This window comes from Geomonas sp. (assembly GCF_035254065.1).
Taxonomy (GTDB): Bacteria; Desulfobacterota; Desulfuromonadia; order Geobacterales; family Geobacteraceae; genus Geomonas.
Genome location: NZ_DATFBA010000201.1, coordinates 1 through 12,163, shown reverse-complemented (window position 1 = coordinate 12,163; position 12,163 = coordinate 1). Strand labels below are relative to the sequence as shown.

Below are 12,163 nucleotides of genomic sequence, written 5' to 3'. Positions count from 1 at the left end.
GTCGGTGGCGGGGTCAGCTTTCTCCAACAGCGAAAAGGGTCCGGCGACCTCCACGCCCAACAGGGAGCGGCCGTGCTTGGAGGGGTCGTCATCGAGAATGAGCAGGCGCTCCCAGCGCTGCCGCACGGCGTTCACGCTGAGCGCCAGCCTCACCCCCTCTGGGTTTCCGGCACCACACAGGTAAAGCGTTTTCACACGACCTCCTTTGGCAGCGGTCGCAGCCGATGCCCCTGTCCCAGCGCCTGCCGGGGCCGGGGACGGCCAGTGTCAACGGGAAAGCCCACTCCAGGCGGCATCGCAGCCGGACGGCTCCATGCGGCCGCCAACCTGCAGCTGGTAGTTTTCGATGAAGCGGTCGAGGCGGACGGGCTTTGCGCTGTCGTTCAAGACTTGGGTGATCCGCAGCGCGTCATCCTTGATCTTCACGTCTACCCCCCCCTCGCCGACCCCCAAAATGGTGCCCGGCTCCAGCTGGGAGGGGACCGCCCCCTGGTAGCGCGCCACCTTCTGGATGTAGAAGGTCATGGAGTTGACGATGGAGGTGGGGTGGACGAAGCGGTTCTGGATGGGAGTGAAGTTGAGCCCCCTGACGAAGCGGTCGAACTTCTCGAAATTCCAGCCGTAATCGACGTAACCGTCGTTGGGGATGTCCTTTCTGGTGTACCGGCTGGCGAGGGCGTGGTCCTGACGGGTCCTGGGCAACTCCCCGCGGCAAAGGGCGGGAAAAAACTCCCCGAACAGCAGCACCCCCTCCTTGATGCACTTGGCGATCAGGCTGAAGGCCGTCTCCGTTTCGGACACCGGGAAGAAACGCTGGGCGATGATGTCTCCCGCATCGACCCCTCGTTCCACCAGGTGCCAGCTGACTCCGTAGCGCTTTTCGCCATTCATGATCGCCCAGGAGCAGACGTTGATCCCCCGGTACTTGGGGAGCGGGCCGTTGTGGAAGTTGATGATCCCTTCGCGGGGGACGGCGATCAGCTCCTCCTTGATGATCTGGAAACTGTTGATGTTGAATATCAGGTCCGGGGCGAGCGCCCTGATCCGGCCGACGGTGTCCGCCGAGTTGACGGCTCCGCTAAGCTGAAGGGGGATACCTTCCAGGCCGCAGTACTGCTTCAAAAACAGCAGCGAGACGTCCTGGGGGTCGGCAACCACCAGGGGGACCCGCGCCTGGCCATGCATCCTGATGATCTTCAGGCAGTCGACGGCCATGCTCCCGTTGCCGATCACCACGATGGTCTTCATCCACGCGCCTGCTCTGGTCCACGCACCGGCTCCAGGGTGTGGTTGCCGCCTGGCCAGCTCTCCTTGGCCGCGGAGAGCACCGCGACCCGCACCGGCTTCTGAGCCGCACCCCTCTCGCTGAAAGCGTCCGGCGCTTCCCCCTCCGCCCCAGCTTGCAGACGACTCCTCATCTCGTGGCGAACGTCGGGAGGGAGATTCTCGTCCTTCTCGGAGGCGAGCTTCTGCTCGAGGCTCACCACCAACTTGGAGGGGACCCCCATCATGGTGGCGCCGGCCGGGACGTCGCGGATCACCGCGGAGCAGGCCCCGATGGTCGACCACTCGCCGATGGTGAGCTCGGGCATGATGGCCGCGCCGGTGCCGACGTAGGTCCCCTCCCCCACCCTCACCCTGGCGTTGACCACCGCGTTGGGGGCGAGGATGCAGCAGCGCCCCAGGAAGGAGCCGTGGCCCGCGACGGCTCCCACCATCACCACCGATCCGTCGTTCAACCTGGCAGCCGGCCCGATCACCGAATTCTGATAGGCGGTGATCCCCTCGCACAGCTGCGCGCCCAGGGTGTCGACGTTGGGATGGATCAGGGAGGCGAAAGGGAGGCCGTACTTCCTGAGCCGCCCCCAGGCCACCCACCTCCTCACCGAGCTGCGAGTGACCAGGTTGGCGATCTCCGACGAGCGGGGATCAACCTCTGCCAAGAGGGAGAAGGGGCCCAGGACCTCGACCCCCAGCACCAATTTCCCCCGCTTGTCCGGGTCGTCGTCCAACAGAAATATCCGGTCCCAGCGGCGCCTGGCCTTCTGGACGGTGAGTGCCAGATGCACTCCCTCGAGATTGCCCGCCCCGCACAAAAAAAGTGTCTTGTTGGTCGGTTCCATCATCCCCCCGCTCAGTCGCCGTTCACGAGTCCAGATTGATCCTCTCGGCCGCCCCGGTCATCCAGTCCTTACAATCCCGGCAGCGCTCCGGCAACTCGTCGAAGCGGCGCTCCAGGTGCAGCTTTCGGTAACTCCCCAGCCGTCTCCAGAGGATGGAGAGCGGCTCGTCCCAGGCGTTACCCGCCCCCTCCTCCCCTTCGGTGTCGCCGGGGCAGCGGGGGACCCTGCCGTCCCAGTAGACGTGCATCATGGTGGTGGCCCAGGGGCAGGCGATCCGCTCCTGCTTGGGGACCTCCAGCGGGGTCTCGAACTTCCCTCCCCAACTCAGCTTGTTGCGCAGCTTGATGGAAGCGCCCCGCTCCAGCCAGTAGCGGGTGAAAAGCTCCCTCTCCTTCTCGTTCTCGTCCATCTCGATGAACTGTACCTGGATCTGGGGGCCCTCATGCCGTTTCTGGCGCTCGGCCAGCAGGTGGGAGATGTTGGCGTAGACCTGGTCACGGTTCCCCTTCACCCGTATCTTCTCGTAGGTCTCCTGGTGAAAGCCATCGAGGCCGAACACGATGAGGTCGGCGCCGGAATCGAGGATGCGGTCGGCAAGATCCGGGGTGGCCAGCATGCCGTTGGTGTTGATGTTGAGGGAACGAAGCCCCGCCCGCTTGCCGTAATGGAGCATCTGCAACAGGCGCTCCGGTTCCAGGAACGGGTCGCCTATGAAGGAGAACCAGCACTGGGTGTCGGGGGCAACCGCCGCGATCTCGTCGGCGCAGATCTTCCACAGTTCCAGCGGCATTCGCCCCTTGGGCCTGCGCATGTTGGGGTGATGGCACATGATGCATTCGAGGTTGCAGGCGGAGCAGACCTCCACCGCGAAGCGGGTGGGAAAGGGGAGTTCCTGCAATGTGGCGGCGATCTTGGAAAGTTCAGGTTGCATCATCGATCCCTCCTTGCCTCTTGATACGCAACTTTCCCGATGGCCCGCCGGCGGGTCCGGGAAACAGCACATGTTATGGGAAGCTCGCGCTAGGCGTTTTTCAGGGAGCTGACGTAGTGGCAGAGCGGACCGACGATGGAAAGCTGCACCGGGTCGATCTCTTCGAAATCGAACTCGACCTCGAAGCGCTCCTGCAGCGCCACCGTCATTTCCAGAAAGGCGAGGGAGTCGATGACCCCGCTGACCAGCAGGTCGAACTCGTCGTTTACCTCCGCCGCGGAGTACCCCCTAACCGACAGCCGCTCGTCGACGAAGTCGAGCAGAAATTCCCGGACACTGGCGACGTTCAACTGGTTCATAACTGCATCTCCAGATACTTCGTGAGTTCCTTACGATCGACCTTGCCGTTGCTGTTGAGCGGAAAGCTCTCCATGAGGTGGATCTGTTTGGGAACCATGTAGTCGGGGAGCCTCCTGCCGGCCCTGGTGATGATCTCCTGGGAGCTCAGCCCGTTGCTCTTCACGAAGCCGACCACGCCGTTGGCCCCGCTTTCGGTGAGCGGCCATCCCAAGGCGATGGCCGTATCAATCCCCGCCTCCTCGCGCAGCACCGACTCGATCTCGGCAAGCTCCACCCGATGCCCCAGCACCTTGATCTGGGTGTCCATGCGCCCCAGGTAGATGAGCGGCCTGTCCCCCAGCGGCCGCCGCACCCGATCGCCGGTGCGGTAGTAGAGCTCGCTTTTGCCGGGGGGCACGACGAACGCCGCCGCCGTCTTCTCGGGGTCGCGCCAGTAGCCGAGGCTTCGCTGCGGTCCGCTCATCAGCAGTTCGCCGGTCTCCCCCGGCTCGACCTCCTCCAGCTTGTCGTTCACCACCAGCACCGACATGGCCGGGTAGGGGTAACCGATCGGCACCAGCCCGTTCTCGCATTCGGCGTGGGAATGCTGGCGGTCCCAGCGGTAAAGGGTGCAGGCGATGGTCAGCTCGGTCGGACCGTAGAGGTTCTCGATCAGCGAATTGGGCGCGGCCTCGCTCCAGGCGGAGACCAGGGAGGAGGGAAGCCCTTCCCCGCAGAACAGGCTGAGCCTGAGTCCCGGGTAGCAGTCGGGCTTGAGCATCCCCATCGTCTTCATGAAGATCCCGGTGGAGGGAACCGAGAACCAGACGGTGATCTGCGAGTCCCGGATGTACTTCTGGGGCATGATCGACTCTTTTTTGGTCGGGCAGCAGAGGCAGGCGCCGCGCTCCCAGGCGACGAACATGTCGAAGGCGGAGAGGTCGAAGGTCATGTCGAACATCTGCGAGAAGCGGTCGCACTCGGTGACCGCGTAGCGCTCGACCATCACCTCGACAAAGGAGAGCACGTTTTGCTGGGAGACCATCACCCCCTTCGGGATGCCGGTGCTCCCCGAGGTGAACAGCACGTAGGCAGGCGAATTAACTGAGACCGGAACCGGGGTGAGAAGGCCGGCGGGTTGCAGGTCTGCCGCACCCAGGAAACGGTGCTGCGGGAAGCTCGCCGCCAGGGAAGCCACCTCCTCGCGCTCGGGAAGGATGACGGTGAGCGGTTCGAGCGACCCCTCCAGGATGAGTGGGAGCTGCCGCTCGCTTTCGCCGTCCACGATCAGGCGCCGGCAGGCCGAGCGCTGCAGCATGAGGCGGGTCCGCTCCGGCGGGAAGGTGACGTTCAGGGGTACGTAGCCGTGACCGCTCAACAGGACCGCCAGCACGCCGGTAAAGGCGGTCTCGGAGCGGTAGGCGAAGACCGCGGTGAGCTCGGAGTCGGGGCTGGGGGCCTGTTGCAGGGTCGCCGCCAGGGAGGCAGCCTTCTCCCGAAGTTGGCGGTAGGTCAGGCGCCTTCCCTGCACCTCCAGGGCGGGGCGGTCCGCAAAACGCCGACACGAGTTAAGGAAACCAGATGTCAAGAAACGGGGTTCCCGACTCATACTGACATACCTCCCCAAAAGAGAGCCAAACCACGGCCGCCAGCACCGTAATTTTTTACACTCCCCCTTTCAGCTGCCCCGGTTGCAGGATGATGCATACAAATTCTAGGACAGAGGTTTCCAATGTCAATCACCGCACCAACAAGATTGTGACGCACTTCCCGTAATTTCCGGCCCATCAGAGGGTGGCGGGGGAAACGATTCGGAGGACAGCGGCGGTCGGTTACCGCAAACGAAGAGCGCTCCCGACAGTCCATCGTAAGCTTTCGGAAAGAGTGCCGTGACCTCTGGAAACCGGTGAGATAGGGGGGGGAAGCTCACAGCAGAGCGAGAAACTGTCGCACCCGCGCGGCACAAAGCGGGGCCTGTAACTCCATGGGAGGGAGTCTGCGAACCCGGCGGCGGCACATCAGTCATGCTAGACCTTGGGAGGTTTCTGCAATGCGCAGAGCACGAAGATGTAGGCCGAAATGAATGCGGCAATAATCAGCCAGACGCGGTAGTCCAGATAAAAAGCGAACAGCCAGTTCTGGAACGACGCCGAAAGAAGATCTGCTTTATCTAACATAGCTGACCACCTCTCGCTGGGTTTTCAGCCGCCTACCTGCAGTTAGCTGCCGACTTCGGCAAGCGGCTGAAAAGTTACGGGATTCCCCGCGTAAATTATAGCACCGCCTCGCAAATTGGCAGCTCATCTCGGAGGATTAGCAGGCCGGGGGAAGCCAAATTGAAAATTGGCCGGTGCCGGTCAATCACCGGAATTGGCATCTGACATCGGTTAATTGCGTTGTTTTTAGGGAGCGGGAATTGAAAGTTGACGCGTGCGGGTTAAACTGGAATGAGCAAGTCAAATTCTGTCGCAACCGACAGCCCCGCTTTTAATTTTTTGCTTAATAATGAAAATATCGTTGACTCTTGTAAACTTTAACAACCGGTACCTAGCGCACCGGAACTACAAAACCGCGAGGGGAGGAGCAGAGGATGAAAAACAAGACCAGGTACCTAATGCTTGCACTGATCATGACCCTGTTAGCAACGAACTTCCTGGCAGGATGCGCCAGCATGGAAAAATCGCCTCCGAACAGAAACACCGGATGGATGCTGGTTCACAAGCCGCTGGGCGAAGCGTCACGCAAGGTCGATGACGCGCGCGCGGCCGGCAAGGACCGGGAATGCCCGGCGGACTTCAAGGCCGCCAAGGACGAGGTGGATCAGGCCTACGCCATCTACGCCGTCTGCCGTACCCAGGAAGCCATCGCCATGTCGCAGGACGCCATCAACAAACTGAACGCGCTCTGCCCTCCGCCGGCAGCTGCAGCGGTCCCGGTAGTGGTACCGCCGCCCCACTACAAGTACTGCGTGACCCTGCACATCGAGTTTGACATCAACAAGGCGGACATCCGGCCCGAGTACCGTACCGAGATCGCCAGGGTCGGCGACTTCATGAAGAAGTACCCGACCACTACCGCCGTTATCGAGGGGCACACCGACAACGTGGGAACCCCCGAGCACAACATGGATCTTTCCCAGCGCCGCGCCCAGGCGGTGGTCGACTACCTGGCCGACAACTTCGGCATTGACCGCTCCCGCCTGACCGCCAAAGGGTACGGGATGACCAGGCCGATCGCCGACAACTCCACCGAGGCAGGCAAACAGAAGAACCGCCGCATCGAAGCCATCATCGACTGCGCCTTCGACGTCACCAAGATCGAGCCTCCGGAACGGCTCTGCATGTCGCTGCTGCTCAACTTCGACAGCAACTCCTACCAGATCAAGGACGAGTACAAACCGGAGATCGCCAAGGTCGCCGACTACATGAAACAGTATCCGGAAACCACCGCCGTCATCGAAGGCTACACCGATAACGTCGGCAACCCCGATTACAACATGAAGCTCTCGCAGCAGCGCGCCGAAGCGGTGGTCAACGTGCTGGTGAAGGACTACGGCATCGACGCCTCCCGCCTGTCCGCCAAGGGCTACGGCGCCAGCAGGGAAGTTGCCTACAACAGCACCGCCGAAGGGAGGGCGATGAACCGCAGGATCAACGCCGTCATCGACTGCGTAGTCAAGAAGTAGCGACAGGGAAAGGGCCGGCACCGGCGAGTGAAGAAGGGCCCGCCAACGGCCCTCCCCCTCCAAGTGGATGGAACCTGGCCTGAAAGGGAAGCCCTTGCTGTCAGAGACGGCAAGGGCTTCTTTTTTGAGTGGCCGGTACTCTGACGCCATCTTATCATGCTCATTCCCTCATCCTCACCCTCTCGCCCGGTGGTAGAGGAGGAGCCAACAGAGGGATTGTTAAGTTAGTGAAATCTAACCTAAAAGAAAACGGGCAGCAGCCGGGACCTCCATTTTTTGCTTCCCTTTGTCACCCGTATACGGGTAAAGTGGGTACTCACTTGAGTAGAAATGTAGTCTACCAGCAAACAGAGAAAGAGTGTATACGGACCGCCCCGAAACATCTCCCGGAAAAAATGCCGCTATTCAAGAGCGCTCCACGCCCCCTCCTCTGACAGTCAAACTGGCACTATTATTGCTAAATGACTAGCTCTCGTCGATCGCATGCAACACTACCTCGCAAAAGGTTGGAACATGAAAACAACAGGATTACCTAAGAAGCAAGGGATGTACGATCCCCAGTTCGAGCACGACGCCTGCGGCGTCGGCTTCGTCACCAACATCAAGGGGAAGAAATCCCACGAGATCGTCCAGCAGGCCATCACCGTCCTTGCCAACCTCGACCACCGTGGCGCAGTCGGTAGCGAACACAACACCGGCGACGGCGCGGGCATCCTGCTCCAGCTCCCGGACGCCTTCTTCCGCAAGGTGTGCCCGGAGGCGGGCATCGAGCTGCCGGCCTTCGGCGACTACGGCGTCGCCATGCTCTTCACCTCGGCCGACCCCACCGAGCGCAGCGCCGCCAAGCACATCTTCCAGCGCATCATCGCCGAGGAGAAGGTGGAGGTGATCGGCTGGCGCGACGTGCCGACCGACAACTCTTCCCTGGGCGACACCGCCAAGGCGGGCGAGCCGCTGGTCAAGCAGATATTCTTCAAGCGCGACGCATCCTGCGCCGACGAAGAGGCCTTCAGCCGCAAGCTCTACGTCCTCAAGCAGCGCGCCGTCCACGAGATCCGCGACACCGGAGTCGATCCCTACTGGTACTTCCCTAGCATGTCGACCCGCACCATCGTCTACAAGGGGATGCTGATGCCGGCCCAGCTGGACCAGTACTACCCCGACCTGCGCGACGCGAGCATGCAGTCCGCCATCGCCGTGGTGCATTCCCGCTTCTCCACCAACACCTTCCCCAGCTGGGACCGCGCCCACCCCTATCACTTCCTGGCCCACAATGGCGAGATCAACACGCTCAGGGGTAACGTGAACTGGATGCACGCGCGCCAGTCCATGTTCAACTCCGAGCTGTTCGGTGACGACATCAAGAAGCTTTTGCCGGTCATCGACGCCAACGGTTCCGACTCCGCCATGTTCGACAACTGCCTGGAGCTCCTGGTCCGCACCGGCCGCACCCTGCCGCACGCCATCATGATGATGGTGCCGGAGCCGTGGGAAAACCACGAGGGGATGAGCAAGGAGAAGCGTGCCTTCTACGAGTACCATGCCTGCCTGATGGAGCCCTGGGACGGCCCGGCCGCCCTCACCTTCACCGACGGCCGCATCATCGGTGCGGTGCTGGACCGTAACGGCCTGCGTCCCTGCCGCTACTACCTGACCGATGACGACCTGGTGATCATGGCCTCGGAAGCCGGCGTGCTGCAAGTGCCGCCCGAGAAGGTGATCAAGAAGGGACGCCTGCAGCCGGGCAAGATGTTCCTGGTGGACACCGAGCAGGGGCGCATCATCCCGGACGAGGAGATCAAGAACGAGCTCGCCACCGCCAAGCCGTACGCGGACTGGGTCAACGTGAACCACCTGCGTCTCTCCGACCTCCCCAAGCCGGCCCAGGCCCCCAAGTTCAAGGAATCCCCGCTCTTGCAGCGGCAGAAGGCCTTCGGCTACAGCTTCGAGGACCTGGAGACCATCGTGGGCCCCATGGCCACCGACGGCATCCAGCCCCTGGGCTCCATGGGCACCGACACGCCGCTGGCGGTCCTCTCCGAGAAGCCGCAGCTTCTGTACAGCTACTTCAAGCAGCTCTTCGCCCAGGTGACCAACCCGCCGATCGACCCGATCCGCGAGGAGATCATCACCGCCACCTCGGTCAGGGTCGGCTCGGAGTCCAACCTGCTGAAGCCGTCCGGGACCAGCGCCCGGGTGATCCGCCTCGAGCACCCGATCCTCACCAACGAGGAGCTGGAGAGGCTGCGCGACCTGAACCAGCCGGGCTTCAAGGCCTACACGCTGTCGCTGCTCTTCAAGGCGGCCGACGGCGCCGCGGGTCTGGAGAAGGCGCTGGAGAGCCTGTTCTCCACCGCCATCCACCAGGTGGAGACCGGCACCACCGTGCTGATCCTCTCCGACCGCGGGGTGAACGAGGAGTACGCCGCCATTCCCGCCCTGCTGGCGGTGGCCGGCCTGCACCACCACCTGATCCGCACCGCGGCCAGGACCCACGTCTCGCTGATCCTGGAGTCGGGCGAGCCGCGCGAGGTGCATCACTTCGCGGTGCTCTTGGGCTACGGCGTCACCGCCATCAACCCCTACCTCGCCTTCGAGACCATCGACGACATGATCGAGCAGGGGATGCTGACCGGCATCGACCACAAGAAGGGGGTGAAGAACTTCCTGAAGGCCTCGGTCAAGGGTATCGTCAAGACCATGGCCAAGATGGGGATCTCCACCATCCAGAGCTACCGCGGCGCCCAGATCTGCGAGGCGGTCGGCCTGCACGACTCGCTGATCGACAAGTACTTCACCTGGACCCCCTCCAGGATCGGCGGCATCGACCTGAACGGCATCGCCCAGGAGCTCCTCATCCGGCATCGGAAGGCGTACCCGCAGCGGGTGCCGGTGGAGCCGACCCTCGATCCGGGCGGCCAGTACGGCTGGCGCAAGGACGGCGAGGAGCACCTCTTCAACCCGCTCACCATCCAGTCCCTGCAGAAGTCGACCAGAAGCGGCGATTACCAGGAGTACAAGGTCTTCTCCAAGCTGATCGACGAGCAGAACGAGCGCCTCTACACCCTGCGCGGCCTGCTGGACTTCAACACCGAAATCCGGGTGCCGGTGCCGATCGAGGAGGTCGAGCCGGTCGAGGAGATCATGAAGCGCTTCAAGAGCGGCGCCATGTCCTACGGCTCCATCAGCCAGGAGGCCCACGAGGCGCTGGCCATCGCCATGAACCGCATCGGCGGCCGTTCCAACACCGGCGAAGGTGGCGAGGATCCGGCACGCTTCACCTGGACCAACGAAGCGGGCGACTCCAAGAACTCCGCCATCAAGCAGGTCGCTTCCGGCCGCTTCGGCGTGACCAGCAACTACCTGGCCAACGCCAAGGAGCTGCAGATCAAGATGGCGCAGGGCGCCAAGCCGGGCGAAGGCGGCGAGCTGCCGGGGCACAAGGTCTACCCGTGGGTGGCCAAGACCCGTCACACCACCCCGGGCGTGGGGCTCGTGTCGCCCCCGCCGCACCACGACATCTACTCCATCGAGGACCTGGCGGAGCTGATCCACGACCTGAAGAACGCCAACCGCCGCGCCCGCATCAGCGTCAAGCTGGTCTCCGAGGTGGGGGTGGGAACCATCGCGGCCGGCGTGGCCAAGGCGCACGCCGACGTGGTGCTGATCTCCGGCTACGACGGCGGCACCGGCGCCTCCCCGCTCTCCTCCATCAAGCACGCCGGCCTCCCCTGGGAGCTCGGCCTTGCGGAAACCCACCAGACCCTGGTGCTCAACAACCTCAGATCGAGGATCGTCATCGAGGTGGACGGCCAGCTGAAGACCGGCCGCGACGTCGCCATCGCCGCCCTTTTGGGCGCCGAGGAGTTCGGCTTCGCCACCGCCCCGCTGGTCACCCTGGGCTGCGTGATGATGCGCGTCTGCCACTCCAACACCTGCCCGGCCGGCGTCGCCACCCAGGACCCGGTCCTGAGGGCGAAGTTCTCCGGCAAGCCCGAGTACGTGGTCAACTACATGCGCTTCGTGGCCCAGGAGCTCAGGGAGATCATGGCGGAGCTCGGCTTCCGCACCGTCAACGACATGGTCGGCCGCGCCAACCGCCTGGAGCCCAAGCGCGCCGTCGCCCACTGGAAGGCGGAGGGGCTCGACTTTAGCAAGATCCTCTACCAGCCGCAGATGGGTATCAACGGCAGCCGCTACTGCACCGAGGCCCAGGACCACGGCCTCGACAAGTCGCTCGACATGACCAAGCTGCTCGCCATCTGCCAGCCGGCCATCGAGAAAGGCGAGAAGGTGCGCGCGGAACTCCCCATCACCAACGTGGACCGCGTGGTCGGCACCATCGTCGGCAACGAGGTCACCCGCAGCTTCGGCGCGGAGGGGCTCCCCGACAATACCATCCGCCTGAAGTTCCACGGCTCTGCCGGCCAGAGCTTCGGCGCCTTCATCCCCAAAGGGATGACGCTGGAACTCTCCGGCGACGTCAACGACTACCTCGGCAAGGGGCTCTCCGGCGGCACCGTGGTGGTGTACCCGCCGGAGGGCTCCAAGTTCAAGGCGGAGGAGAACATCATCGCCGGCAACGTAGCCCTCTACGGCGCCACCAGCGGCTCCGCCTTCATCTCCGGCATCGCCGGCGAGCGCTTCTGCGTCAGGAACTCCGGCGTCAACGCGGTGGTGGAAGGGGTCGGCGACCACGGTTGCGAGTACATGACCGGCGGCACCGTGGTGGTGCTGGGCAAGACCGGCAGGAACTTCGCGGCCGGCATGAGCGGCGGCGTGGCCTACGTCCTCGACGACACCAACACCTTCAAGGGGCGCTGCAACACCGAGATGGCGGCCCTGGAGAAGCTTTCCGATAAGGACCTCGAGGTCGTCAAGGCGCTGATCGAGAAGCATGTGGAGCTGACCGGCAGCTCCCGCGGCATGACCGTGCTCAACAACTGGAGGACCTACGCGCCCCAGTTCGTGAAGGTCATGCCGACCGACTACAAGCGGGTGCTGCAGGCCCTGGAAAGGGCCCAGGCCTCAGGCCTGAGCGGCGACGAGGCGCTGGCCGCGGCTTTCGAAGAGAACGCCGCCGCG

The 12,163-nt window shown here is 63.3% G+C and carries 9 protein-coding genes; 2 read left to right on the top strand and 7 right to left on the bottom strand.

Going from position 1 to position 12,163, the window contains the following annotated elements:
• The 7 genes from VJ604_RS09655 to VJ604_RS09625 form a co-directional block, all read right to left on the bottom strand.
• The coding region (locus tag VJ604_RS09655; RefSeq protein WP_324081989.1) for a nucleoside-diphosphate sugar epimerase/dehydratase at positions 1-195 on the bottom strand (195 nt) is incomplete at its 3' end.
• Positions 196-267: 72 nt separating this feature from the next.
• Positions 268-1,248 (bottom strand): methionyl-tRNA formyltransferase, encoded by a 981-nt coding sequence (locus tag VJ604_RS09650; protein WP_324081987.1) that lies wholly within the window; start codon positions 1,246-1,248, stop codon positions 268-270.
• Positions 1,245-2,123 carry an acetyltransferase gene (locus VJ604_RS09645; RefSeq protein ID WP_324081985.1) on the bottom strand — a complete coding sequence of 293 codons (879 nt, stop codon included), beginning with the start codon at positions 2,121-2,123 and terminating at the stop codon, positions 1,245-1,247. The genes VJ604_RS09650 and VJ604_RS09645 overlap by 4 nt, the downstream gene beginning before the upstream one ends.
• A 22-nt stretch (positions 2,124-2,145) precedes the next feature.
• Positions 2,146-3,057, bottom strand: coding sequence for a radical SAM/SPASM domain-containing protein (locus VJ604_RS09640; protein WP_324081983.1), 912 nt, complete (start codon positions 3,055-3,057; stop codon positions 2,146-2,148).
• Positions 3,058-3,143: 86 nt separating this feature from the next.
• Positions 3,144-3,413, bottom strand: a complete 270-nt coding sequence (locus tag VJ604_RS09635; RefSeq protein WP_324081982.1) for a phosphopantetheine-binding protein — start codon at positions 3,411-3,413, stop codon at positions 3,144-3,146.
• Positions 3,410-4,981: an amino acid adenylation domain-containing protein gene (locus VJ604_RS09630; RefSeq protein ID WP_324081980.1), complete on the bottom strand. Its 1,572-nt coding sequence runs from the start codon at positions 4,979-4,981 to the stop codon at positions 3,410-3,412. Before VJ604_RS09630 ends, VJ604_RS09635 begins: the two co-directional genes overlap by 4 nt.
• Positions 4,982-5,420: 439 nt before the next feature.
• Complete coding sequence (locus tag VJ604_RS09625) at positions 5,421-5,570, bottom strand: hypothetical protein (protein ID WP_324081978.1); 150 nt, start codon at positions 5,568-5,570, stop codon at positions 5,421-5,423.
• Between the two features lie 413 nt (positions 5,571-5,983).
• Between VJ604_RS09625 and VJ604_RS09620 the strand changes: the two genes are divergently transcribed.
• Complete coding sequence (locus VJ604_RS09620; RefSeq protein ID WP_324081976.1) at positions 5,984-7,078, top strand: OmpA family protein; 1,095 nt, start codon at positions 5,984-5,986, stop codon at positions 7,076-7,078.
• Positions 7,079-7,624: 546 nt separating this feature from the next.
• Positions 7,625-12,163: glutamate synthase large subunit (gene gltB, locus VJ604_RS09615; protein ID WP_324081974.1), on the top strand; the 4,539-nt coding region annotated here is incomplete at its 3' end.

Excerpts from the sequence above, each read along its gene's own strand:
- VJ604_RS09625 (WP_324081978.1), bottom strand. The coding sequence starts at position 5,570 with ATGTTAGATAAAGCAGATCTTCTTTCGGCGTCGTTCCAGAACTGGCTG.
- VJ604_RS09620 (WP_324081976.1), top strand. The coding sequence starts at position 5,984 with ATGAAAAACAAGACCAGGTACCTAATGCTTGCACTGATCATGACCCTG.
- VJ604_RS09650 (WP_324081987.1), bottom strand. The coding sequence starts at position 1,248 with ATGAAGACCATCGTGGTGATCGGCAACGGGAGCATGGCCGTCGACTGC.
- VJ604_RS09640 (WP_324081983.1), bottom strand. The coding sequence starts at position 3,057 with ATGATGCAACCTGAACTTTCCAAGATCGCCGCCACATTGCAGGAACTC.
- VJ604_RS09635 (WP_324081982.1), bottom strand. The coding sequence starts at position 3,413 with ATGAACCAGTTGAACGTCGCCAGTGTCCGGGAATTTCTGCTCGACTTC.
- VJ604_RS09645 (WP_324081985.1), bottom strand. The coding sequence starts at position 2,123 with ATGGAACCGACCAACAAGACACTTTTTTTGTGCGGGGCGGGCAATCTC.